The organism is Marinitenerispora sediminis, assembly GCF_003336425.1.
Lineage (GTDB): Bacteria > Actinomycetota > Actinomycetes > Streptosporangiales > Streptosporangiaceae > Marinitenerispora > Marinitenerispora sediminis.
This window is the reverse complement of the sequence record NZ_QEIO01000056.1, coordinates 1-23,763: the sequence shown is the minus strand read 5'-3', so window position 1 is coordinate 23,763 and position 23,763 is coordinate 1. Positions and strand designations below refer to the sequence as shown.

General features: G+C 73.5%; 18 protein-coding genes. 3 read left to right on the top strand and 15 right to left on the bottom strand.

Features of this window, described 5'->3' with window-relative positions:
• Nucleotides 1–34: 34 nt before the first annotated feature.
• From DEF28_RS13040 to metH, 7 genes are all read right to left on the bottom strand, one after another.
• Nucleotides 35–1,048, bottom strand: coding sequence for an ABC transporter permease (locus tag DEF28_RS13040; protein WP_114396764.1), 1,014 nt, complete (start codon nt 1,046–1,048; stop codon nt 35–37).
• Nucleotides 1,049–1,143: 95 nt separating this feature from the next.
• Nucleotides 1,144–2,925, bottom strand: coding sequence for an ABC transporter substrate-binding protein (locus tag DEF28_RS13035; RefSeq protein ID WP_114396763.1), 1,782 nt, complete (start codon nt 2,923–2,925; stop codon nt 1,144–1,146).
• 106 nt (nt 2,926–3,031) lie between these two features.
• On the bottom strand, nt 3,032–4,057 hold the full coding sequence (locus tag DEF28_RS13030) for an ABC transporter permease (protein ID WP_114396762.1): 1,026 nt from the start codon (nt 4,055–4,057) through the stop codon (nt 3,032–3,034).
• Nucleotides 4,058–4,595: 538 nt separating this feature from the next.
• Nucleotides 4,596–5,120: a cellulose synthase gene (locus DEF28_RS13025; RefSeq protein ID WP_114396761.1), complete on the bottom strand. Its 525-nt coding sequence runs from the start codon at nt 5,118–5,120 to the stop codon at nt 4,596–4,598.
• Between the two features lie 98 nt (nt 5,121–5,218).
• Nucleotides 5,219–6,967, bottom strand: coding sequence for an ABC transporter substrate-binding protein (locus tag DEF28_RS13020; RefSeq protein ID WP_181874228.1), 1,749 nt, complete (start codon nt 6,965–6,967; stop codon nt 5,219–5,221).
• 385 nt (nt 6,968–7,352) lie between these two features.
• On the bottom strand, nt 7,353–8,057 hold the full coding sequence (locus tag DEF28_RS13015; protein ID WP_114396759.1) for an HAD family hydrolase: 705 nt from the start codon (nt 8,055–8,057) through the stop codon (nt 7,353–7,355).
• The gene (metH, locus tag DEF28_RS13010; RefSeq protein WP_114396758.1) at nt 8,054–11,521 is read right to left on the bottom strand and encodes a methionine synthase; all 3,468 of its coding nucleotides are present in this window, start codon (nt 11,519–11,521) and stop codon (nt 8,054–8,056) included. Before metH ends, DEF28_RS13015 begins: the two co-directional genes overlap by 4 nt.
• Nucleotides 11,522–12,024: 503 nt before the next feature.
• Here metH and DEF28_RS13005 point away from each other — a divergent pair.
• Complete coding sequence (locus DEF28_RS13005; protein ID WP_114396757.1) at nt 12,025–12,870, top strand: PAC2 family protein; 846 nt, start codon at nt 12,025–12,027, stop codon at nt 12,868–12,870.
• A 64-nt stretch (nt 12,871–12,934) separates the two neighbouring features.
• Here the strand turns inward: DEF28_RS13005 and DEF28_RS13000 are convergent, their stop codons facing one another.
• The 3 genes from DEF28_RS13000 to DEF28_RS12990 all read right to left on the bottom strand — a co-directional run bounded on the left by DEF28_RS13000 (nt 12,935) and on the right by DEF28_RS12990 (nt 15,044).
• A complete protein-coding gene (locus DEF28_RS13000) occupies nt 12,935–13,351 on the bottom strand; it encodes an ABATE domain-containing protein (RefSeq protein ID WP_114396756.1) in 417 nt (138 codons plus the stop codon).
• Between the two features lie 94 nt (nt 13,352–13,445).
• Nucleotides 13,446–14,684, bottom strand: coding sequence for a cysteine--1-D-myo-inosityl 2-amino-2-deoxy-alpha-D-glucopyranoside ligase (mshC, locus tag DEF28_RS12995; protein WP_114396755.1), 1,239 nt, complete (start codon nt 14,682–14,684; stop codon nt 13,446–13,448).
• A 105-nt stretch (nt 14,685–14,789) separates the two neighbouring features.
• Complete coding sequence (locus DEF28_RS12990; protein WP_147281061.1) at nt 14,790–15,044, bottom strand: hypothetical protein; 255 nt, start codon at nt 15,042–15,044, stop codon at nt 14,790–14,792.
• A 371-nt stretch (nt 15,045–15,415) separates the two neighbouring features.
• Here DEF28_RS12990 and DEF28_RS12985 point away from each other — a divergent pair, with 371 nt between their 5' ends.
• Nucleotides 15,416–17,914 (top strand): HAD-IC family P-type ATPase, encoded by a 2,499-nt coding sequence (locus tag DEF28_RS12985; RefSeq protein ID WP_114396753.1) that lies wholly within the window; start codon nt 15,416–15,418, stop codon nt 17,912–17,914.
• 176 nt (nt 17,915–18,090) lie between these two features.
• Here the strand turns inward: DEF28_RS12985 and DEF28_RS12980 are convergent, their stop codons facing one another.
• From DEF28_RS12980 to DEF28_RS12960, 5 genes are all read right to left on the bottom strand, one after another.
• Nucleotides 18,091–18,834: an SCO1664 family protein gene (locus tag DEF28_RS12980; RefSeq protein WP_114396752.1), complete on the bottom strand. Its 744-nt coding sequence runs from the start codon at nt 18,832–18,834 to the stop codon at nt 18,091–18,093.
• A 146-nt stretch (nt 18,835–18,980) separates the two neighbouring features.
• Nucleotides 18,981–19,559, bottom strand: coding sequence for a DUF3090 domain-containing protein (locus DEF28_RS12975; RefSeq protein ID WP_114396751.1), 579 nt, complete (start codon nt 19,557–19,559; stop codon nt 18,981–18,983).
• Between the two features lie 18 nt (nt 19,560–19,577).
• Nucleotides 19,578–20,300, bottom strand: coding sequence for a histidine phosphatase family protein (locus DEF28_RS12970; RefSeq protein WP_114396750.1), 723 nt, complete (start codon nt 20,298–20,300; stop codon nt 19,578–19,580).
• Entirely contained in the window at nt 20,297–20,863 is a 567-nt protein-coding gene (locus DEF28_RS12965) for a hypothetical protein (RefSeq protein ID WP_114396749.1), read from the bottom strand. The genes DEF28_RS12970 and DEF28_RS12965 overlap by 4 nt, the downstream gene beginning before the upstream one ends.
• A 55-nt stretch (nt 20,864–20,918) precedes the next feature.
• Entirely contained in the window at nt 20,919–22,088 is a 1,170-nt protein-coding gene (locus tag DEF28_RS12960) for an undecaprenyl-diphosphate phosphatase (protein WP_114396748.1), read from the bottom strand.
• Between the two features lie 389 nt (nt 22,089–22,477).
• Between DEF28_RS12960 and DEF28_RS12955 the strand changes: the two genes are divergently transcribed.
• Nucleotides 22,478–23,437 (top strand): aldo/keto reductase, encoded by a 960-nt coding sequence (locus tag DEF28_RS12955; RefSeq protein ID WP_114396747.1) that lies wholly within the window; start codon nt 22,478–22,480, stop codon nt 23,435–23,437.
• The last annotated feature ends 326 nt before the right edge of the window (nt 23,438–23,763 follow it).

The window sequence follows — 23,763 nt, the reverse complement described above, 5'->3', positions numbered from 1 at the left end:
GGTCTGCCGACGGCGGCCGCGGGGCCGCCGCGCGCTACCCCGCGACGCGGACCCGCGGGTCCACCCAGGCGTAGAGCAGATCGACGATGAGGTTGCAGACCACCACGAAGAACGCCCCGAACAGGGTGACGCCCAGGATGACGGGGAGGTCGCTCTGCACGATGGCCTGGACCGCGTAGCGCCCGATGCCGTTGAGCGAGTACACCTGCTCGGTCAGCACCGCGCCGCCGAGCACCAGCCCGAGGTCCAGGCCGAAGATGGTGAGGATCGGGGTCAGGGTGGGGCGCAGTCCGTGCTTGAACACCACGGTGCGCTCCTTCAGCCCCTTGGCGCGCGCCGTGCGGATGTAGTCCTCCCCCATGGTCTCCAGCATGCCCGCGCGGGTCTGGCGCGCGTACATCGCGGCGTGCAGGAAGGCCAGCGTCAGCCAGGGCAGGACGAGGCCGGTCGCCCACGCGACCGGGTTGTTCAGGAAGGGGGTGTAGCCGGGCGAGGGGAAGATGCCCCAGGCGTGCACGAGGAAGGCGAGGGCGAGCAGGCCGGTGAAGAACACCGGGAGCGAGACGCCCGCCAGGGCGATGCCCATGGCGATGCGGTCGAAGACGCTGCCCTTCTTGATGGCGGAGACCATGCCGACCGTGACGCCGCCGACCAGCCAGATGACGGCCGCCCCGATCGCCAGGGAGAAGGTCACCGGGAGCCGGCGGACGATCTCGGGGAAGACCTCCTGGTAGTTCTGGAAGGAGTAGCCGAAGCAGGGCGCCGAGCACTCGACGACGTTGCGCCCGAACTGGTACTCGGCGCCGACGAAGATGCCCTTGAGGAACTCCCAGAACTGCAGGGCGATCGGCTGGTCCAGGCCGAGGCGGTCGATGGTGGCCTGGATGGCCTCGGGCGTGGGGGCCCGGCCGACGTACATGGTGGCGAGCTGTTCGGTGGTCTGCCCGGCCAGGCGCGGCACGACGTAGAAGATCCCGAAGGTCACCAGCGTGACGATGACGAGCAGCAGGGCGCCGGCCCCGAGACGACGGAGGATGTATGCGATCAACGTGGCCGGCCGCTGGGGGCCGGCCGGGCCGTGCGCGGCCCGGCCGCCCCCGCGGACTTCACCTGCCTTCTGACTGGATCGAAGGGACGGGACGACTACTCGTTGGTGGTGCCGAGCGGCATGTAGTCGTACATCGACCACCCGGCGTGGAAGTACACGTTGGTCACGTTCTGCGGCCGGTACAGCACCGACTTCTCGAACACGATCGGCAGGATCGCGGCGTTCTCCATGACCAGGCGGTCGATCTCGCTGTAGATGCGGCCCTGCTCCTCCGGGTCCTCGGTGCGCACGACCTCGTCGAACAGCTCGTTGATCTCCGGGTCGTCCAGCTCGGCGAGGTTGGAGTTGCCGGCGTCGCGGATGTTGTCACCGTCGACGATGGAGCTCATGAAGCCGTAGCCGGTCGGCCAGTCGGGGATCCAGCCGTAGATCATCAGCCCGAGGTCGTTGTCGTGCACGAAGTCCGGCGCGCCGGCCTGGGTGTTGGTGAAGGTGTCCGACGGGTACTGCTTGATCTCGGCCTCGATGCCCACCCGGGCGAGGCTCTCCTGCAGTGACTCGGCCGCGTTGACCTCGGTCGGGCGGTCGGCGCGCACGCCGATGTTGGTGCTGAAGCCGTCGCCCTCGCCGCACTCCTCCAGCTTCTCGCGGGCGGCGTCGAGGTCACCGGTGCGGCCCTCGGACGGGTACAGGTCGATGCTCGGGTCGGAGCCGTTGATCGCCGGCGGGATGATCTGGGTCGGGATGGATCCGCCGACCTCGCCGCCCCAGGCCCGCTGCAGGCCCTCCTGGCTGGCCGCGAACAGGACCGCCTGGCGGCAGGCGACGTCGTCCAGCGGCTCGACGACGGTGTTCACCGCGACGAAGCGCAGCGCGCCGGTCTCGGGGTTGTCGATGTTGGCGCGGCGCGCCTCGTCGGTGATGGCCTGGCCCTTCATCGCCGGGCCGAGACCGGTGCCGGCGAGGTCGACGTCGAGCTGGCCGTTGACCAGCCGCTGGTCGATCTCGTTCTGCTCGATGCTCTCCTCGACGGTGATGCGGTCGGGCAGCGCGGGGCGGATCGGGTCGGTCTCGGGGTCCCACTCCTCGTTGCGCACCAGGGTGATGCCGCTGCCCGGCTTCCAGTCGCCCTCGAACTTGTACGGGCCGGAGGAGACGACGTGCTCCTGGTACTGCTCGCCGGTGTCGGCGTCGGCCGGGACCGGCGCGGTCTGCGGCTGCAGCAGGACGTAGGCGAGGTCGGCGAAGGGCTCCTTGAGGTGGAAGACCAGGGTGCGCTCGTCCGGTGTCTCGATGCCGTCGAACCCGGCCAGCGGGTCGTCCTCGTTGGCGTAGGGCCCCTCGTAGTCGTCGCTGTCGGCGAGCAGGGCGGCGAAGTACTTCGGGCCGTTGGGCAGCGCCTGCTCACCGAAGTTGCTGCGCGCGATGGCGTACTTGATGTCCTCGGCGACGATGGGCGAGCCGTCCTCGTACACCAGGCCCTCGCGCAGCCGGACGGTCCAGGTCAGGCCGTCGTCGCTGACCTCGGGCATGTCCTCGGCGAGGTCGGGGACCGCCTGCGTCGCTCCGGTGCCGGGCTCGGGGCTGTAGGTGTAGAGGGTGCGGGCGTAGTAGCGGCTGAAGTTCCACACGTAGCCGTAGTAGGTGTTGCCGGGGTCCAGCGACTCGATGTCGGAGGACATCGCGTAGCGCAGCGTCCCGCCGGCCTGGTCGGAGGCGTTGACGACCTCGGTGCTGCCCTGGTCGTAGCTGCCGACGGCCTCGCCGCCGCCCCCGCCACCGCCGCCACCGCCGCAGGCGCTCAGCAGCAGGGTGGCCGCCGCGCCGACGGCGACGGCGCCGAGGGCGGGTTTCCTGGATGTCCTCTGGGTCCTCACGTTGTTGCCTTTCTCGCGCGCTGCGGGATGGGTTCTGGTGGGGGTGCGTCGCCCCGGCGCGTACCGCCGGCACCGGTGGGGCCGGGCGGTCGCGGCGCTCTTCGGCTCAGTCGGTCGAGCGGGGATCGAAGGCGTCGCGCAGGCCGTCGCCGAGCAGGTTGAACGCCAGCACGGTGATGAAGATGGCCAGGCCCGGGATGATCACGAAATGGGGAGACGTCGTGTAGTACTGCAGCGAGTTGGACAGCATGCCGCCCCAGCTGGGGGTCGGCGGGTTGATGCCCACGCCGAGGAAGGAGAGCGACGCCTCGAAGATGATGTTGGTCGGGATCAGCAGCGTCGAGTAGACGAGGATGGGCGTCACCAGGTTGGGCAGCAGCTCGCGGAACAGGATGTAGGAGTTGCTCGCGCCCAGGCTGCGGGCGGCCTCGACGAACTCCCGCTCCTTGAGCGTGAGGGTCTGGCCGCGCACGATCCGGCCGATGTAGGGCCAGTTGAAGAACCCGATGATGAAGATGATGACGCCGACTCGCAGCCCGTTGCCCTGCAGCCCGAACGCCCCGTCGGGGATCACGCCGGCCAGCGCGATGGCGAACAGCAGCAGCGGGAAGGCCAGGAAGATGTCCATGGCCCGGCTGATGACGGCGTCGACCCAGCCGCCGAAGTAGCCGGCGATGACGCCGAGGAAGGTGCCGATGACGACGCACAGCACGGTGGCGCCGAAGGCGACGAGCAGGGAGATCTGCGCGCCGTAGACGATCCGGCTGAACAGGTCGCGGCCGTTGACCGGCTCCAGTCCGAGCAGGTGGTCGGCGCTGATGCCGCCCATCGGGTCCAGTCCGCCCATGGGGTCGCTGGGGTCGCGGAGCACGCCGCCGGTGAGCGGGTCGATCAGGCTCTGATGGAACTCGTTGGGCGGGTAGCCGAACCACCGGGTGAGCAGCGGCGCGAGGAGCGCGATGAGGACCAGCAGGGCCACGACGATCCCGCCGCCCAGGGCCACCTTGTCGCGGCGGAACCGCTGCCACGCGATCTGGCGCAGGGAGCGGTTCGCCGTGTTGCGAACGCCGTGGGTGATCGCCTCCGGTTCGGCCCGGTCGGCCGACTCGGATGCGTCCAAAGGCGCGGTCATGGCACCACTTCTCCCCCACTACTCCGCTTGTGGCTGCGGTGTCGAGTCCGGCGGATGGTCCGGACGGCGGCCGGTCCGCGGGTCCCGGGCCGGGCGGCCCGGCCGGAGCGGCCGTCACTGACAGTGAACGGGCGGCCCACTGCCAAAGGCGCGCGACCGCGGTCCACCCGGATCCCCAGGTGGACGCCTGCGCCGCGTGCCCAACACGTCAACGTGCACGGCGATCAATGTACGCTCCAGTAGCTTGCAGAACGTCCAATTTGTCTGCTTGTAGCTCAATCGTGATTCGAGCCTCATAGTTCCGTCACTTCTCGTAACATGGCGCGGGCGGCGTCGCGCCACCGAGTGTGCCCGAGAACCCCCGAGGAGCGGCAGAGGCGCGCCTCAACTGGGCGGATCCCCGGCCCGCGGGAGTCTTCGCCCGCCAGCGCCCCTCCCGTGCCGCCCCCTAACAACACGGAAACCCGCCTGCGGCAGGCGGGTCACCAGGGGGCGCGCGGCGCCGGCGGTCCGGGACGCGGGGCGAGGCCGGTTCCGGTCAGCCGATGCCGCGGCGGCGGAGCAGCTCCTCGATGTCGCTGAAGTCGTCGTCGCCTGATGAGGCGGCGCCGGTGCGCGGCTTCTTTCCCGCCGCGCCGGCCGCACCCGGTGCGGCGCCGGCGGCCGGGCCCGCGCCGCCCACGGCCGGCCGGTCGCCGGAGCCGGCGGCGGGCTTCGCCGCGCCGCCGCCGGACGGGCGCCGCTCGCGGACGCCCAGGCCCCGGGCCCGCATGACGCCCGAGACCACCCACAGCACCACGGCGACCGCGGCCACCGCCACCCCGGCCCACACGACCGGGTTGAACACCAGGCCGGCGAAGAAGCCGGCGAGGTCGCGGACCAGCCGCCACAGGATGGACATGAGGCCCATGAGCCCGGCCGCGAGCGGCAGCAGCGACCACGCCACGCCGCGCAGCCCGGCGGCCGCGCCGCGGCGGCGCCACACCACCCAGGAGACGAGCAGGCCCACGATGGTGAGGGCCGCTCCGAGCATCGGACCTTCGAACGGGATCTGCGTCGGCATATATCCAGTCTCGCACCTACGGGCCCGCCGCGGAATCGGGTGAGTCCCCTAGGGAGGGACCCGCGTCGGGGCGGCCCCGCGGGGGCCGCCCCGGGGCGTCAGGACCCCGTCTCCGAGGTGCCCAGCGCCGCGTAGTCGAACATCTTCCAGCTCGGGTTGAAGTAGGCGTTGGTGAGGTTGTCCGGGCGGTACAGCACCGCCTTGTGGAACACCATCGGGACGATGACGGCCTGCTCCATCACCAGCTCGTCGATCTGGGCGTAGATCTCCGCCTGCTCGTCGGGGTCCTCCACGGTGATGACCTCGTCGAACAGCTCGTTGATCTCCGGGTCGTCCAGCTCGGAGAGGTTGGAGTTGCCGGCCTCCTTGATCGCGTCGCCGTCCAGGATCTGGCTCATGTAGCCGTAGCCGGTCGGCCAGTCGGGCATCCAGCCGTAGATCATCAGCCCGAGCTCGTTCTCGTGCACGAACGACGGCGAGCCCGCCTGGGTGTTGGTGTAGGTGTCCGACGGGTACTGCCGGATGTTCACCTCGATGTCGGCGCGGGTCAGGGCCTCCTGGATGGCCTCGGCGGCGGCCACCTCGGCCGGGCGGTCGGCGCGCACACCGATGTTGGCGGAGATCCCGCCGTCCTCACCGCACTCGGCGAGCTTCTCACGCGCCATGTCGATGTCGCCGGTGTTGTCCTCGGAGGGGTACAGGTCGAGATCGGGGTTGGCCCCGGCGATCATCGGAGGCAGTACCTGGGTGGCGATGCTCCCGCCGATCTCGCCGCCCCAGGCCCGCTGCACCGCGTCGCGGTTGAGGGCGTACTGCACGGCCTGCCGGCACGCCTGGTCGTCGAACGGCTCCACCTGCGTGTTGACGGCGAGGTAGTAGTGCGCGCCGTTCTCCGGGTTGTCGATGTTGGCGCGCGCCTCCTCGTCGGTGACGAGCTGCCCCTTCATCGCCGGACCGAGGCCGGTGCCCCCGAGGTCGACGTCGAGCTGGCCGTTGACCAGCCGCTGGTCGATCTCGTTCTGCTCGATCCCCTCCTCCAGCGTGATCCGGTCCGGCAGCGCCGTGCGGACCGGGTCGGTCTCGGGGTCCCACTCCTCGTTGCGCACCAGGGTGAGGCCGTTGCCCGGGGTCCAGTCGTCCTCGAACCGGTAGGGGCCGGAGGAGACCACCCGCGCCTGGTACTGCTCGCCCCGGTCCGCCTCGGCCGGGACCGGCGCGCTCTGCGGCGGCACCATGACATAGGTGAAGTCGTAGAACGGCTCCTTGAGGTGGAAGACCAGGGTGCGCTCGTCCGGTGTCTCGATGCCGTCGAACCCGGCCAGCGGGTCGTCCTCGTTGGCGTAGGGGCCCTCGTAGTCGTCGCTGTCGGCCAGCAGCTGCTGGTAGTACTTCGGACCGTTGGGCAGCGCCTGCTCGCCGAAGTTGCTGCGCGCGATGGCGTACTTGATGTCCTCGGCGACGATGGGCGAGCCGTCCTCGTAGCGCAGCCCCTCCTTCAGCCGCACCGTCCAGGTGAGCCCGTCCTCGCTCACCTCGGGCATGTCCTCGGCGAGGTCCGGGACCACCTCGCGGCCCGCCTCGCCCGGCTGGGCGGCGTAGGTGTAGAGGGTGCGGGCGTAGTAGCGGCTGAAGTTCCAGACGTAGCCGTAGTAGGTGTTGCCCGGGTCGGTGCTCTCGACGTTGGCGCTGATGGCGAAGCGCAGCGTGCCGCCGCTCTGGTCGGAGGGGTTGGTGACCTCCGTGAGCCCCTGGTTGAACTCCGCTCCGCCGGCGCTGTCGCCGTCACCGCCGCCACCGCCGCCGCACGCGCTCAGCAGCAGCGCGGCGGCGGCGCCGATCGCGGTCATCGTCAGAACCCGTTGACGCACTGGCAGTCACCTTTCTCGTGGGGGTCGAGGGGTGGGATGGGCACCCGAGTCCGCAGCGACGCCGGCGCACCGCCAACGGCCCATGACCTGCGGCGACCGCGCCGGACGGCGTGGACACGACTGGGAACGGGCTGGTGACGCATGGCGACCGACGTACGTCGCACCCTAATGCACAATGCGGCACTTTTCGGGGTGTGACCGAATCGTGGCTAAAAACCGATACGCCCGAAATTGCGGCGATGTGAGGAGGTCGAGGGGCGCGGTCCGCCGCGGCAGCCTCCGCGGTACCGGGACCGGCGGCGCCTCCTCCGCCGGTCCCGGCGCCGGCCGGCGCCCCGCCCGCCTCGGGCGGGGCCGGCCCGCCTCAGACCCGGCTGAGGGCGGCCGCGGTCGCCCGCAGCCACGCCGCGTCCAGGCCGACGAGCGAGTGCACGACCACGCGCCGCTCGGCCGGCTCGATCGGCAGCAGGTGCGGAACCGCCACCGTGACGCAGCCGGCCGCCTGCGCCGATGCCACGCCCGCGGGCGAGTCCTCCAGGGCGACGCAGCGGGCCGGGTCGACGCCGAGCAGCCGGGCGGCGGTCAGGTAGGGCTCCGGGTGCGGCTTGTTCCGCGCGACCTCGTCGCCGGCGACGGTCACGTCGAAGTGCTCGGCCCCGACGGCGCCGATGGAGACCTCCAGGAGCGGCCGGTGCGTGGAGGTCACCAGGGCGGTGGGCAGCCCGGCGCGGCGGACCTCCGCCAGCAGCTCCTTCGCGCCCGGGCGCGGCGCCGCCCCGGAGGCCAGCCGCCGCCGCATCGCCGCCGCGAGCATCCGCATGACCTCGGGGACGGCGGTGCCGGTGCCGGTGGCGCGCACGATGTACTCGGCCGCCGCGCGCGCCGAGCCGCCGACGTTGGCCGCGCGGTCAGCCTGCGTCCACCGGCCGCCCAGTGCCTCGGCGACCTCGGCCTCGGTGTCCATCCACAGGCTCTCGGTGTCGATGAGCGTGCCGTCCAGGTCGAACAGCACCGCCTGCGGGCACGGGGCCACGTGGTCCACGGCCGGGCGGCCGCCGGTTGCGGTCATGCGTTGAAGTATTTCGCCTCCGGGTGATGGATGACGATCGCGTCGGTGGCCTGTTCGGGAACGAGTTGGAACTCTTCGGACAACGTCACGCCCACGCGCTCGGGGGCGAGCAGGCCCACGATCTTGGCGCGGTCCTCCAGGTTGGGGCAGGCGCCGTAGCCGAGCGAGAAGCGGGCGCCCCGGTAGCCGAGCTTGAAGAACGCGTCGAGGTCCGCGGGGTCCTCGCCCGCGTAGCCGAGCTCGGCGCGCACCCGGGTGTGCCAGTACTCGGCGAGCGCCTCGGTGAGCTGCACCGAGAGGCCGTGCAGTTCGAGGTAGTCGCGGTAGGCGTTGCGTTCGAACAGCTCCTGGGTGGCCCCGCTGATGGCGCCGCCGACCGTGACGACCTGGAAGGCCACGACGTCGAGCTCGCCCGACTCCTTCGGGCGGAAGAAGTCGGCCAGGCACAGGTGCCGGTCGCGGCGCTGCCGCGGGAAGGTGAACCGGGTGCGCTCGCCGCCCCGCTCGTCGAGGACGACGAGGTCGTCGCCCTCGCTGTAGCACGGGTAGTAGCCGTACACGACGGCCGCCTCCAGCAGGCCGTCGGTCTGCAGGCGGTCCAGCCACATCCGCAGCCGGGGCCGGCCCTCGGTCTCGACGAGCTCCTCGTAGCTCGGCCCGTCGCCGCGCGAGGCCTTGAGCCCCCACTGCCCCATGAACGTCGCGCGTTCGTCGAGGAAGGCGGCGTACTCGGCGAGCGGGATCCCCTTGCTGATCCGGTCGCCCCAGAACGGCGGCCGCGGGACGGGGTTGTCGACGGCGACGTCGCTGCGGGCCGGCATGTCCTCGGGCTCGGTGACCGTCAGCTTGGCCCCGGTGCGCACCCGCCGCTGCCGCAGCGGCGGCAGCTCGGCGCCCTCGACCCCGCGCTTGACCGCCATGAAGGCGTCCATCAGCCGCAGCCCCTCGAAGGCGTCGCGCGCGTAGCGCACCTGCCCGTCGAACAGCTCGGCGAGGTCCTGCTCCACGTAGGACCGGGTGAGCGCGGCCCCGCCGAGCAGCACCGGGTAGCGCTCGGAGATGCCCCGGGAGTTCATCTCCTGGAGGTTCTCCTTCATGATCACCGTGGACTTCACCAGCAGCCCGGACATCCCGATGACGTCGGCCCGGCGCTCCTCGGCCGCCTCCAGGATCGCCGACACCGGCTGCTTGATCCCGAGGTTGACCACCTCGTAGCCGTTGTTGGACAGGATGATGTCGACCAGGTTCTTGCCGATGTCGTGCACGTCGCCCTTGACGGTGGCGAGCACGATGCGGCCCTTGCCCTCGTCGTCGCTCTTCTCCATGTGGGGTTCGAGGTGCGCGACGGCGGCCTTCATGACCTCGGCCGACTTCAGCACGAACGGCAGCTGCATCTCGCCGGAGCCGAACAGCTCCCCGACGACCTTCATCCCCGACAGCAGGGTGTCGTTGACGATCGCCAGGGCCGGGCGCTCGGTCAGCGCCTCGTCGAGGTCGGCCTCCAGGCCGACCCGCTCGCCGTCGATGATGCGGCGCTCCAGGCGCTCCCACAGCGGCAGCGCGGCCAGCTCCTCGGCCCGGCTCGCCTTCAGCTGCTGGGCGTCGACGCCCTCGAACAGCTCAAGGAAGCGCTTCAGCGGGTCGTACTCGCCGCTGCGCCGGTCGTAGACCATGTCCAGCGCGACCTGGCGCTGCTCCTCCGGGATGCGGGCCACCGGGAGGATCTTGGAGGCGTGCACGATCGCGGAGTCCAGCCCGGCCTCCACGCACTCGTGCAGGAACACCGAGTTCAGCACGATGCGGGCCGCCGGGTTGAGCCCGAAGGACACGTTGGAGACGCCGAGGGTGGTCTGCACCCCCGGGTAGCGCTCCTTCAGGCCGCGGATGGCCTCGATGGTCTCCACCGCGTCGCGCCGCGACTCCTCCAGCCCGGTGCCGATGGTGAAGGTCAGGCAGTCGACGATGATGTCCTCGACCCGCATGCCCCACTGCCCGACCAGCGCGTCGATGGTGCGCGCGGCGATCGCGACCTTGCGCTCGGCCGTGCGGGCCTGGCCCTCCTCGTCGATGGCCATGACGACGACCGCTGCCCCGTGCTCCTTCACCAGCGGCATGATGCGGTTGATGCGGGAGTCGGGGCCGTCGCCGTCCTCGTAGTTGACTGAGTTGATCACGGCCCGGCCGCCGATGGCCTCCAGACCGGCCCGCAGGACCTCGGGTTCGGTGGAGTCCAGGACCAGGGGCAGCGTGGAGGCGGTGGCCAGCCGCGAGGCGAGCTCGGTCATGTCGCGCGCGCCGTCGCGGCCGACGTAGTCGACGCACAGGTCGAGGAGGTGCGCGCCGTCGCGGATCTGGTCGCGGGCGATCTCCACGCAGTCGTCGTAGCGCTCGGCGATCATGGCCTCGCGGAACGCCTTCGAGCCGTTGGCGTTCGTGCGCTCCCCGATGGCGAGGTAGCTGGCGTCCTGCCGGAACGGCACGCTCTGGTACAGCGACGCCGCGGCGGCCTCGACGTGCGGCCGGCGGGTGCGGATCCCGCGCCCGCCGACCCGCTCCACCACCCGGCGCAGGTGCTCCGGGGTGGTGCCGCAGCAGCCGCCGGCCAGGGAGATGCCGAACTCGGTGGTGAAGGAGTCGTGGGCGTCGGCGAGCTCGCCCGGGCTGAGCGGGTAGACCGCGCCGTCGGCGCCCAGTTCGGGGAGACCGGCGTTGGGCATGCACGAGATGGGCAGCGGCGCGTGCTGCGCGAGGTAGCGCAGGTGCTCGCTCATCTCCGCCGGGCCGGTCGCGCAGTTCAGGCCGATCATGTCGATGCCGAGCGGTTCGAGCGCGGTCAGCGCCGCGCCGATCTCCGAACCGAGCAGCATGGTGCCGGTGGTCTCGATGGTGACCTGGGCGATCACCGGCACGTCCACGCCGGCCGCCTCGCGGGCGCGCCGGGCGGCGATGACAGCGGCCTTGGTCTGCAGCAGGTCCTGGCAGGTCTCGATGAGGATGGCGTCGGCGCCGCCGGCGATGAGGCCCGCCGCGCAGCGCTGGTAGTAGTCGCGCAGCGTCGTGAAGGGCGCGTGCCCGAGGGTGGGCAGCTTGGTGCCCGGGCCCACGGAGCCGAGCACGTAGCGGGGGTGGTCGCGGGTGCTGTACTCGTCGGCGGCCTCGCGGGCGACCCGGGCACCGGCCTCGGCGAGCTCGTAGGTGCGCTCGGAGATCTCGTACTCGCCGAGCGCGCTGAAGTTGGCGCCGAAGGTGTTGGTCTCGACGCAGTCGACGCCGACGTCGAGGAAGGCCGCGTGCGTCGCGCGCACCACGTCGGGCCGGGTGACGTTGAGGATCTCGTTGCAGCCCTCGTGGCCCTCGAAGTCGTCGAGCCCCAGGTCGTGGGCCTGGAGCATCGTGCCCATGGCGCCGTCGGCGACGATGACACGCTGGGCGAGGGCGTCCCGGAAGGAGAGTCGAGAACTCATGACCCTTAACTGTAGTAAGCGCGAGCCGGTTCGCGGCTCGAGGACGGGTAGCGGCCGCCGGGGGCGGCCGCGAGGGGCACGGCGGCCGGGAGCGCGGCCGGGGCCGCCTGGCGCCCCGCCAGCGGCGGGACCTCGGAGCGGTCGCGCCCCCGACCCTAGCGCACGCGGCCGGCACCGGCCGGCCCGGGGACCGGGGCGGAACAACCGGGCGGTGCGGGGTGTTGCAAGGTGGGTGACGTGTGCCGGCCCCCGCCCCACCGACCATGGCAGTGGAGTGCCCGACACTTGGGCTTCGCCCCCTGCGCCGCGCAGTGCGGACGGCATAGGGTGGTCCCGAGTTCGGCCGAGCCCGGTTCGGTCCCGACGACGGCAGACCGCTGCGGATCCCGAAAGTGGCTGTCGCCCCGGACCCGGAACGTGGTAGGGCTGGAGTTCGCGTCAGTTGTTGGTGATGTCGACCGGATAGCCGCGGCGCCGGAGTCCGGAATGTGAGGAGGCGGCCTGTGCGAGAGCTCGACAGCGTTCCGGAGCTGGTCGAGCCCGTCATGGTGGCCGCGTTCGAGGGCTGGAATGACGCTGGCGAGGCCGCCAGCTCGGTCATCGAACACCTGGCCACGGTCTGGGACACCGACGAACTGCTGGCGCTCGAACCCGACGACTACTACGACTTCCAGGTCTCGCGTCCGCGCGTGGAGATGGTGGACGGCGAGAACCGGGGCGTCACCTGGCCCACCACGCGGGTCTCGGTGGCGCGGCCGCCGGGCGGCCGCGGGGACGTCGTCCTGGTGCGCGGCACCGAGCCCAACATGCGCTGGCGCGGCTTCTGCGCCGACCTGCTGGCCGTGGCCCGGGAACTCGGCGTGCGCCGGGTGATCCTGCTGGGCGCGCTGCTCGCCGACTCCCCGCACACCCGGCCGGTACCGGTGGCCAGCGTGGTGTCGCCGCCCGAGCTGCGCCGCACGCTCGGCCTGGAGCCGACCAACTACGAGGGGCCGACCGGCATCGTCGGGGTGCTCCAGGACGTGTTCGGCGCGGCCGGCCTGGAGACCATCTCGCTGTGGGCGGCCGTGCCGCACTACGTCGCGCAGCCGCCGTGCCCGAAGGGCACCCTGTCGCTGCTGCGCCGCGTCGAGGACATCCTCGACCTCACCATCCCGTTCGGCGACCTCCCCGAGGACGCCCGCGCCTGGGAGCGCGGGGTCGACGAGCTCGCCTCGGAGGACTCCGACATCGCGAGCTATGTGCGCAGCCTGGAGGAGGCCAAGGACGCGGCCGAGCTCCCGGAGGCGAGCGGCGAGGCGATCGCCCGCGAGTTCGAGCGCTACCTGAAGCGGCGCGGCCGAGGCTAGTACCGCGGCGGCCGGTCCGGCGGCGCGGTGCGGGCCGGAAGCCCCGGCCCGTCCGCGCACGGGCTCACACCGTGATCTCGCGCCACTCCCCCGTGGCCAGGACCACCGCCCAGGCGGCGGCGATGCGGGCCAGGCCGCGGCGGACCTCGTCGACGACAGCGGGCTGCAGCGGCGAGGGCGCAGCGTCGCCGGGCACCAGCCGGACGGTCATGCGCAGCCCGTCGAGCACCCGCTGACCGCGGGCCAGGACGTCGGGATCGGCCGGTGCGCCGGCGACCGAGGCGAGCTGGGCGCGGACCGCGTCGCGCAGCGCGACCGCCTCGTCGAAGTCAGCCAGCGTGATCGGGATGGCCCCTTCGGTGACGAGCCGGTGCTCGCGGAGGAAACGGGCCAGGTCGGCGCGGTCGCCGAGCGCCTCGCCCGTGCGGGCGAAGGCGTTGATCAACGTGGCCGCGCTGCTCTGCGTCGTGGGGGTTGTCATGCCCCTATCTCACCACGGTCCGCGGCGGCCCATGACACTTCGTGGTGGCCGGCCCGGGCCCGCGGCCCTCGCCGCGGGCCCGGGCCGACCGCCGTCACGACCGTCCGAGGTCGACGCCCAGCAGCGTGTCGACGAGGTCGCGCACGAGCGCGGGCGCGGCGGCGCCGCCCTCGGGCGCGGCCAGTGCCGCGGCCGCCCAGGCGTCCACGGCGGCCAGCGCGGCGGGGCTGTCCAGGTCGTCGGCGAGCGCCGCGCGCACGCGGGCGAGCAGCGGCGTGGCGTCGGGGCCGGCGGGCAGCGCCGCCGCGGCCCGCCAGCGGGCCAGCCGCTCGCCGGCGGCGGGCAGCGCGTCGGCGGTCCACTCCCAGGCGCTGCGGTAGTGGTGGTCCAGCAGGGCGAGCCGGACCGCCATGGGGTCGGCGCCCTCGGCGCGCAGCCCGGAGACGAAGACGAGGTTGCCGAGGGACTTCGACATCTTCTCGCCGTCGAGCCCGACCATGCCGACGTGCGCGTAGGCGAGGGCCTGCGGACCGTCGGTGGCGCTGGCGCACCGCGCCTCGCACGCGCCCATCTCGTGGTGCGGGAACACCAGGTCGTCGCCGCCGCCGTTGAGGTCGAACCCCATCCCGAGCTCGTGCAGGGAGATGGCGCTGCACTCGACGTGCCAGCCGGGGCGCCCGCGGCCGAACGGGCTGTCCCAGGCGGGCTCCCCGGGGCGCTCGGCCCGCCAGAGCAGCCAGTCGAGGGGGTCCTTCTTGCCCGGGCGCTGCGGGTCGCCGCCGCGCTCGGCGAAGAGCCGCAGCATCTCCTCCCGGCCGAGGCCGCTGACCGAGCCGAAGCCGGGCGCGGCGGCGGCGGAGAAGTAGACGTCGCCGTCGAGGTCGTAGCAGGCGCCCCGGGAGCGGATGCGCTCGATGAACTCCACGATCAGGTCCATGGACTCCACGACGCCGACGTAGGCGCGCGGGGGGAGCACCCGCAGCGCGGCCATGTCGTCGCGGAACACCTGGATCTCGCGTTCGGCCAGCGCCCGCCAGTCCACGCCGTCCCGGGCGGCGCGCTCCAGCAGCGGATCGTCGATGTCGGTGGTGTTCTGCACGTAGTCGACCTGGTGCCCGGCGTCCCGCCAGACCCGGTTGACCAGGTCGAAGGCCAGGTAGGTGAAGGCGTGTCCGAGGTGGGCGGCGTCGTAGGGCGTGATGCCGCAGACGTACATCCGCGCGGTCGGCCCGGGAGAGGTGGTGCGCAGGGTGCCGGAGACGGTGTCGTGGACGCGGAGCGCCTGCCCGTTGCCGGGCAGGCGGACGATGTCGGGCGCAGGCCAAGAACGCATACCTCAGAGACTATCCGGCGGCCCTCGGCGATTCCCCGCGCCCCGGGGCAACGCGGCAGGCAGGGCGCGCGTCGGGGGGCCGGCGGAGGCGCCGCCGCGGCGCGCTCAGGAACCGCCGCGGCCGTAGGTCCGGGTGATCATGCGCACGCTGAACAGCACGGCCGCTCCGCACAGCACCGCCAGCGCGTGGTTCTCCGAGCGCCAGTGCAGCGGCACCGCCGCGAGCGCCACCACGTACAGCAGCCAGTACGCGGCCGGCTCCCAGTATCCGGTCCCGCGGGCGGGGCCGCCGGGCGCGGCCCCGGCGGCCCCGCCGTCGCGGCCTGAGCGTCCTCGTCGCGGTCGTCGTCGCAGCGGCACGTCGAACTCGCCCCTCTTCCGCCTCTCGCGGCACACCGGTGGACGGTCCGCTCAGCCGTATCGGCCGTCCCTGTTCCGGCCCCGCCTGAATCAGACGTTTTCCGTGCTCACGGGGTTTACCCGGTCGCCGGACGGCCTGGCGGCCGCCCCGCGTGCGCGCGGGGCCGGCCCGCCCCGGGTGTGGCGCACACCCCCGGCGGAGCGGGGGCCACCCCCACCGCGCGCCGCGCGCGGTTCTCGTAGGCTCGTGCGTGCGCGCCGCCTGTTCACCGATGTTCCGGACCGTCTCGCCCGCCCCGCCGAAACGGCGGTGCGGACCGGGGCCGCCGCGGCGGCCGTCCGACCGCCCCACGAGCAGAGATGGAGACCGGATGGCCCAGGACAGCGGAGCGGTGCCGGCCGGTCCGCCCGCGCCGGACGCGGCGCGCGGCCTCACCGCCGGGCAGGTGGCCGAACGCGTCGCGGCCGGCCGTACGAACGACGTGCCGGTGCGCGCCGCGCGCACGGTCGGCCAGATCGTCCGCGCCAACCTGTTCACCCGCATCAACGCGATGATCGCCGTACTGTTCGGGATCATCGCGGTCATCGGCCCCGTCCAGGACGGCCTCTTCGCGCTGGTCATCGTGTTCAACACGCTGATCGGCATCGTGCAGGAGCTGCGCGCCAAGCGCACGCTGGACCGGCTCGCGATCGTCAACGCCGTCCGGCCGCGGGTGGTCCGCGACGGCGCGGTGGCCCGGGTCTCGGCCCAGGAGGTCGTCCTGGACGACGTCCTGGAGTTCGCCCAGGGCGACCAGGCCGTGGTGGACGGCGTCGTGCTCGACTCCGCCGGACTGGAGGTCGACGAGTCGCTGCTCACCGGTGAGGCCGATCCGGTGGTCAAGCGTCCGGGCGACCCCGTCATGTCCGGCAGCTTCGCGGTGGCCGGGTCCGGCAGGTTCCGCGCCACGAAGGTCGGGCGGGCGGCCTACGCGGCGCGGCTGGCGGAGGAGGCGAGCCGCTTCACCCTGGTCGACTCCGAGCTGCGCTCCGGAATGGACCGCCTCCTGCGGTTCATCACGTGGCTGCTGTTCCCCACCGGCGCGCTGCTCGTCTACAGCCAGCTCTACCTCGGCGGGCACGTCTCGGACGGCGCGTCGCTGGGCGGCACCGTCTCGGGACCGCTCGCCGACGCGCTGCGCGGCACGGTGGCCGCGCTGGTGTCGATGGTCCCCGAGGGGCTGGTGCTGCTCATCAGCATCGCCTACGCCGTCGGCGTGGTGCGGCTGGGGCGGCGCGGGTGCCTCGTCCAGGAGCTCCCGGCGATCGAGGGGCTCGCCCGGGTCGACGTGGTGTGCACCGACAAGACCGGCACCCTCACGGAGAACGGCATGCGGGTCGCCGAGGTGCGGGAGGTGGGGCGCGCGGGCCGCGCCGGCCGCACGCCCCCGGTGGCCGACGTCCTGGCAGCGCTGGCCGCCGCCGACCCGCGGCCGAACCCGAGCATGGCCGCCATCGGCGAGATGTTCCCGGAGCCGCCGGACTGGCCGGTGGCGGCCGTCGTGCCGTTCTCCTCCGCCCGCGGGTGGAGCGGGGCCGCCTTCAGCACCCCCGAGGGCACGGCGCACTGGGTGCTCGGCGCCCCCGACGTGCTCGGGCGCCCCGGGGAGCGCGTCACCGCCGAGGCCGAGCGGCTCGGCGCACGGGGGCTGCGGGTGCTGCTGCTCGGGCGCGGCAGCGGCGCGGTGGCCGCGCCCGACGACCCCGGGGCCCCGGGCGCCGTCGAGCCGGTGGCGCTGGTGGTACTGGAGCAGCGGGTGCGCGCCGACGCGGCGGACACGCTGCGCTACTTCGCCGAGCAGGACGTCGAGGTGAAGGTCGTCTCCGGCGACAACGCCGCCGCCGTGGGCGCGGTGGCCCGGGGCCTGGGCCTGCCCGGAGCGGGCGCCCCCGTCGACGCCCGCGACCTGCCGGACGACCCGGAGGAGCTCGCCGACCGGGTGCGCCCGGCCGCCGTGTTCGGCCGGGTCTCCCCCGAGCGCAAGCGCGCCATGGTGCGCGGGCTGCGCTCGCGCGGGCGCACGGTGGCGATGACCGGGGACGGCGTCAACGACGTCCTCGCGCTGAAGGAGGCCGACATCGGGGTCGCCATGGGCTCGGGCAGCCCGGCGGCGCGCGCGGTGGCCCAGATCGTACTGCTGGACGACAGGTTCGCCACGCTGCCGCACGTGGTGGCGGAGGGCCGCCGGGTCATCGGCAACATCGAGCGGGTCGCCAACCTGTTCCTCACCAAGACGGTCTACTCGATGACCATGGTGACCGTCGTCGGCCTGCTGGGCGTCGCCTACCCCTTCTTCCCCCGCCACGCCACGCTCATCAACGCGCTGACGTTCGGCATCCCGTCCTTCTTCCTCGCCCTGGCGTCCAACGGCGAGCGCGCCCGCCCGGGCTTCGTCCGCCGGACCCTGCGCCTGGCGGTCCCGGCCGGGATCGTCAGCGGCCTGGCCGCCGTGGCCAGCTACCTGCTGGCGCTGGACGGCGCGGCCGCGCCGGACCTGGCCGACCGCACCGCCCCGGTCATCACGCTGTGCGCGACCACGCTGTGGGTGCTGCTGCTGGTCGCCCGCCCCTACGTCTGGTGGAAGGCCCTGCTGGTCGCCGGCATGGCGGGTGCGCTGCTGACCGTCCTGCTCACTCCGGCGGGCCGGTCCTTCTTCGCCCTCGACATCAGCGACCCCGCCGCGGTGGCCACCGCCCTGGTCGTCGCCGCGTGCGCCGCCGCGCTGATCACCGTGGTGCGGGTGGTGGACGACCGGCTGTCCCGCCGGGCCGAACGGGCTCCGGCGCGCTCGGCGGCGCACCGGGAGCCGGCCCGCGCCGGCGGCCGCTGAGTCGGCCGCGGCACGCCCGCGCCCCCGCCGCGGCTACCGGAGGGGCGGAGCGGACGCGGGCGCGCCGTCGCCGAGCCGAGAAGCCGGGACACCGCCGCCCGGACGGACGAAGAAGCGCGCCGCGATGACGTGGGAGGGCACCCGCCGCCCGCTGCTCTCCGCCGTCCGGCAACGGCCTAGATGGGCGGCCAGGGCAGCGCGGGCCAGTCCGGCGAGGGGAACGGGTGCACGCCGTGCTCGCACAGCAGTTCCACCCGGCGGCGGGTCGCGTAGCGCTCGGGGCCGGTGAGGTGGCGGGCCAGGGCCTGCGCGACCGCGGTGCCGGGGCGGGCCAGCTCGTCGAGCAGCTGCTCCAGGCGCGCCAGGGTCTCGGGCGGCAGCGGTTCGCCCTGCCACTGCCACAGCACGGTGCGCAGCTTGTACTCCTCGGCGAAGGAGACGCCGTGGTCGCAGCCGTAGACGTGCCCGCCCGTGACGGGGAGCAGGTGGCCGATCTTGCGGTCGGAGTTGTTGATGATCGCGTCGAAGACCGCCATGCGCCGCAGGCCGGCGTGCTCGCGCTCCCGGGACAGCGCCACCAGGTCGACGGCGGGGTCGCCGTCGATCCACAGCTGGCACATGCCCTCCCCGAACGGGCCGTCGCGGTGGACGGTGGGCGGGACCACGTCCCAGCCGAGGGCGTCGGAGACCGCGAAGGCCGCGACCTCGCGGCCGGCCAGCGTGCCCTCCGGGAAGTCCCACAGCGGGCGCTCGCCCGCGACGGGCTTGTACACGCACGCGGCGCTGTCGGTCCCGGTCTCGACCGTGCAGTACAGCGTGGCGTTCGAGGCGTCCGCCAACCGCCCGACGACCGTGAGCTCGCCGGTGCGCAGCAGCTCCAGTGCGTCGGTCACGGTGCGACCGTCGAACGGCGCGGTCATCACACCCCCTCGCGTAGGGCGGCCGCCGGGCGCCCGGCGCCGCGGCCCCCTGTCCATGGTCGCCCATCCGGCCCGGGCCGCCACCCGGTGGAGGTGGCCGACCCGGGACAGCGGACGTGCCGGACCCGCCCGCGGCGGCCGTCCGGCTAGAAGACGTGGGGCTTGTAGCCGTTCTGGCGCGGGCAGACGTGCCCGCCGGGGTCCAGGGGCTGGCCGCACAGCGGGCAGTTCGGGCGGCCGGCCGCGACCACCCGCATGGCGCGGTCGGCGAACGCGCGGGCGGCGCCCGGCGTGAGGTGCACGCGCAGCACGTCGCGGGTGGGGGGCGCTTCCTCCGCGAAGACCTCGATCTCCTCGCCCGCCAGCTCCTCGTCGGCCCCCGGCTCCTCGACCTGCTGGGCCTCGATGATGACCCGGGCCGCCTCGGCGTCCCAGGCGAGCGCGAGGGTCCCGACCCGGAAGTCCTCCTCGATCGGCTGCTCCAGCGGCGCGTCGTCGACGGCGTCAGGGGTGACCACGTCGCCCGCCTGCTCCCCGAAGCGCTGGCGGACCTCGTCGAGCAGTTCCTCGATCCGTTCGGCGAGCGCGGCCACCTGGGCCTTCTCCAGGACGACGCTGGTGATCCGGCCGCCGCCGGCGGCCTGCAGGAAGAAGGTGCGCTCCCCCGGCTGGCCGACGGTGCCGGCCACGAATCGTTCGGGAGGATCGTATTGGAACACGGGCATGGCTAGCACCCTAGAGGATCAGGGGCGGACGTGCGATTCACCGGCGGGAACGGCTCCCGCACCGCCCCCCACCGCGGCGTCGGCGGAGGTGTCGGCCGGGGTCGGCGCCAGGCCCGCGACCGAGCCGCCGACGTCGTTGGCGCGCAGCAGGAACGGCCGGGTCTCGGTGTAGCGGATGGCGGTCAGGGAGCACGGGTCCGCGGTGACCCGCTGGAACTGGTCGAGGTGCAGGCCGAGGGCGTCGGCGACGACCGCCTTGATCACGTCGCCGTGGCTGCACACCAGGTAGACCGGGTGCTCGTGCTCGGCGAGCAGCCGGGCGTTCCAGTCGCGGACCGCGGCGACGGCCCGGTGCGCGGTCTCGGCCAGGCTCTCCCCGCCCGGGAACCGCGCGGCGCTGGGGTGGGCCTGCACGACGCGCCACAGCGGCTCCTCGGCCAGCTCCCTGAGCGTCCGGCCGGTCCACTCGCCGTAGTCGCACTCGCCGAACCGGTCGTCGATGACCGGAGCGGGCGCCTCCGGGTTCGCGCCGACGACGGCCTCGGCGGTCTCGCGGCAGCGTTCGAGCGGGCTGGTGACGACGGCCGCGAGGTCCAGCGGCGCGAGCCGCCTGGCGAGGTCGCGTGCCTGCGCGCGGCCGCGCTCGTCCAGGTGCACGCCGGGCGTCCAGCCGGCCAGCGAGCCGCCGGTGAGCGGGGTGAGCCCGTGCCGGACCAGCAGGAGGGTGGCGGTCCCCCTCATTCCGCACCGCCGCGGTGGACGAGCTCGTTCCACAGGTAGGACGGGGTGCCGTCCCGCTCCAGCGCGGCGCGGAACCGCTCCACGGCCGCGCGGGTCGGCAGGGCGAGCAGCGGCATCGCGACCATGCTGATGGCCGCGCCGAGCAGCATGGGGACCGCGGTGCGGTCGATGGCGAAGGAGGAGACGAGCCCGAACATGGCCGCGCTCTCGCACAGCGCCAGCCGCGTCATCGTCGCCGCCTGGAGGCGTCCCACGGCCTCGCGGGCGGTGCGGTGCGGTGAGCGGCCGGGATCGATCGGCGGGACGCGCGGGAGCGCGAGCGCGAGTCCGGCCGTGAGGAGCCCGGCGGCCGGGATCGCCAGGCCGAGCGGGCTCCAGTCCGTCCCGGTGCCGAGGATGACGACGACGAGCACGGAGAGGAGGGGGACCGCGCCGAGCATCGCGAGGGCGGTCAGGCGCACTGTCCCGATCACGGGGGTCGTGCGGATGCTGCGGAGGTAGCCCGGGTCGGCCTCGGGCCCGGCGGGGTAGCTGAAGGGCGACTGCGCCGCGGGGGTGTCCATGGTGGCTCAACCCTACAAGCGCGCGGCGGCCGCCCTCCAGCGTTCGCGGTCGCGGCTACTGGCCGGGCACGGCCTGTCCGGTGTCCGGCTGGGCGGGGTCCTGCTGGGCCGGAGCCGGCTCCAGCGGCAGCCCGGTGCCCGGGTCGAGGTACTGCCCGGTGACGGGGTCCTGCTCCAGGGCCAGCCCGGTGGCCGGGTCGAGGTACTGCCCGGTGTTCGGATCCTGCTGCAACGGCAGGCCGGTCGCCGGGTCGACCGGCTGGCCGGTGGCCGGATCCACGGCGAGGGCCGGCGACGGGCTGGGCGAGGGTTCCGGGCTGGGCGCGGGCTCGGCCGACGGGCTGGGCTCGGGGTCCTCCTGCTGCGTGCTCGACACCTCGGAGGTGTGCTCGACCTGCGCGCCGGACTCCGGCCGCAGCACGCCGAAGCTCACCAGGGCGAGGATGACGATGCCCAGCGCGACGCGGTAGTAGACGAACGGCATGAAGCTGTTGGTGGAGATGAAGCGCATGAACCAGGCGATGACGGCGTAGCCCACGGCGAAGGCCACCACCGTGCCGACCAGCGTGGCCACCCAGCCCGCGTACTCGTCGCCGCCGATGTCCTTGAGCTTGTACACGCCGGAGGCGAACACGGCGGGCATCGCGAGCAGGAAGGCGTAGCGGGCCGCCGCCTCGCGCTTGAAGCCGAGCAGCATGCCGCCGGTGACGGTGGCGCCCGAACGCGACACGCCCGGGATCAGCGCCAGCATCTGGAAGAGGCCGTAGACGAGGCCGCGCTGGGCGTTGAGGTCGGTCAGCTCGCGGTGCTTGCGGGTGAGGCGGTCCACGATGCCCAGCAGCACGCCGAAGCCGATCAGGGTGAGCGCGATCAGCCGCAGGTCCCGGAACGGCTCGGCGATCTGCTCCTCGAACAGCAGGCCGGCCACCCCGATGGGGATGCTTCCCACGATGATGTACCAGCCGAGCCGGGCGTCGGTCTGCCGGCGCAGCTCCTTCTTCACCAGGGAGCGGCACCACGTGCTGATGATGTTCCAGACGTCCTTGCGGAAGTAGATGAGGACGGCCAGCTCGGTGCCGATCTGGCTGACCGCGGTGAACGCGGCGCCGGGGTCCGGCCAGCCGGAGAACGCGGCGACGATCCGGAGATGGCCGCTGGAGGAGATCGGCAGAAACTCGGTCAGTCCCTGGACAAGTCCAAGGATGATGGCCTCGAAGATGGACACGGCGGAATCGGCTCCTGGTCGGGTTCCGTATCGGCGTACGCGGGCGAGCGCGTGCGGGCGGTGGCGCCGCACGCTCCGTGACCGGAGGGGGCGGCACGAAAGGGGCCGCGGCCGGGGGACATCCGTCGGGGTCCCGCCTCGGGGGGCGCGACGCCGGGGCTGGATCGCGCCCCGGACGGTCTCCCCCGCGGCCGCAGGTGCCCGCAGCCTACTGGGCGCCCGCGCGGACCGGCAGCCGCACCCGTGTTCCCGCCGCCGGCGAGCGGTGCGGCCGGGCGGCCGTCCGCCGCACGTTGCGGCCGTGTTCACCGGCCCGCCGCCCGGGCGTCACCGGCGATTCCCGTTCCGTCCCCGCCGCGCCGACGCCCTGAGACGGTACTCTCCGCGCCATGGAACAGCGACAGCTGGGTGGGTCGGGCCTGTGGGTGTCCCGCACGGCCCTGGGCACCATGACCTGGGGCAAGGACATCGAGGAAGAGGAGGCCGCGGACCAGCTCGCGGCCTTCGTGGACGCCGGCGGCACGCTCGTCGACACCGCCGACATCTACACCGGGGGCCACAGCGAGCGCATCGTGGGGCGGCTGCTGCGGACCGTCGTCCGCCGCGACGATGTGATCATCGCCACCAAGGTGGGGCACACGCCGGAGGGGCACCGGCGCGGCGACACCTCGCGGCGGCACCTCCTGGCCTCGCTGGACGCGTCGCTGCGCCGCATGCAGGTCGACCACGTCGACCTGTGGCAGCTGCACGTCCACGACCCCGACACCCCGGCCGAGGAGACGCTGGCCGCGCTCGACACGGCGGTGTCCTCCGGGCGGGTGCGCTACGTCGGGGTGGGCGACTTCGCGGGGTGGCAGCTGGCGAAGTACGCCACCTGGCAGCGGGCCGGGCAGTCGATCGGCCGGGTGCCGATCGTGTCGGTGGGCCGCGAGTACTCGCTGCTGAACCGGCACGCCGAGCGGGAGCTGCTGCCCGCCGTGGCCGACTGCGGGGCCGGCCTGCTCGCCTGGTCGCCGCTGGGCCGGGGCGTGCTCACCGGCAAGTACCGCACCGGCGTCCCCGGCGACTCCCGCGGGGCGCTGCCGCACATGGCGTCCTACGTCGAGCCGTACTTCGACGAGCGCAGCCGCCGGGTGGTGGAGTCGGTGTGCACCGCCGCGGAGGGGCTGGGGGTGTCCCCGCTGGCGGTGGCACTCAGCTGGGTGCGCGACCAGCCGCACGTCGCCTCGACCACGGTCGGCCCCCGCACCGCCGCCCAGCTCGGCGACGTCCTCGCGGCCGAGGGGGTCGTGCTGCCCCGGGAGATCCGCGAGGCGCTGACCGACGCCTCGTCGCCGACGGTGCGCTAGACCGTTGCCGGGACCCGGGTGACCTGTTCAGTGGTGACGAGCGACCAGTGACCGCGTGACCGGGGCACCGGCCAGCCGGTCGCGTCCAGTCACGGCACGGGGCGCGCGGCCCCGGTGGCGGGTGCTCGCCCTCGGTGCTCCGCGCGGCATGGCGCTGCCTGAGCTGGTTCTTCGGCGGCCGGATGGCCGCCTCGACGCACCGGCGCGGCCACGCGGGGGACCCCCTTCACCGCCGGTCCGCGCTCGCCATGGCGCCGGGCGGGTGTGCGGGCCCGGGGTTGGGGCGCGCTGGTGCCGGTCGTGGCCGGGTGCTTCGGGCGGGGGGG

Excerpts from the sequence above, each read along its gene's own strand:
- DEF28_RS13025 (WP_114396761.1), bottom strand. The coding sequence starts at position 5,120 with ATGCCGACGCAGATCCCGTTCGAAGGTCCGATGCTCGGAGCGGCCCTC.
- DEF28_RS13030 (WP_114396762.1), bottom strand. The coding sequence starts at position 4,057 with ATGACCGCGCCTTTGGACGCATCCGAGTCGGCCGACCGGGCCGAACCG.
- DEF28_RS12985 (WP_114396753.1), top strand. The coding sequence starts at position 15,416 with ATGGCCCAGGACAGCGGAGCGGTGCCGGCCGGTCCGCCCGCGCCGGAC.
- DEF28_RS12970 (WP_114396750.1), bottom strand. The coding sequence starts at position 20,300 with ATGAGGGGGACCGCCACCCTCCTGCTGGTCCGGCACGGGCTCACCCCG.
- DEF28_RS13000 (WP_114396756.1), bottom strand. The coding sequence starts at position 13,351 with ATGACAACCCCCACGACGCAGAGCAGCGCGGCCACGTTGATCAACGCC.
- DEF28_RS12955 (WP_114396747.1), top strand. The coding sequence starts at position 22,478 with ATGGAACAGCGACAGCTGGGTGGGTCGGGCCTGTGGGTGTCCCGCACG.
- DEF28_RS12975 (WP_114396751.1), bottom strand. The coding sequence starts at position 19,559 with ATGCCCGTGTTCCAATACGATCCTCCCGAACGATTCGTGGCCGGCACC.
- metH (WP_114396758.1), bottom strand. The coding sequence starts at position 11,521 with ATGAGTTCTCGACTCTCCTTCCGGGACGCCCTCGCCCAGCGTGTCATC.
- DEF28_RS13020 (WP_181874228.1), bottom strand. The coding sequence starts at position 6,967 with ATGACCGCGATCGGCGCCGCCGCCGCGCTGCTGCTGAGCGCGTGCGGC.
- DEF28_RS12965 (WP_114396749.1), bottom strand. The coding sequence starts at position 20,863 with ATGGACACCCCCGCGGCGCAGTCGCCCTTCAGCTACCCCGCCGGGCCC.
- DEF28_RS13015 (WP_114396759.1), bottom strand. The coding sequence starts at position 8,057 with ATGACCGCAACCGGCGGCCGCCCGGCCGTGGACCACGTGGCCCCGTGC.
- DEF28_RS12980 (WP_114396752.1), bottom strand. The coding sequence starts at position 18,834 with ATGACCGCGCCGTTCGACGGTCGCACCGTGACCGACGCACTGGAGCTG.
- mshC (WP_114396755.1), bottom strand. The coding sequence starts at position 14,684 with ATGCGTTCTTGGCCTGCGCCCGACATCGTCCGCCTGCCCGGCAACGGG.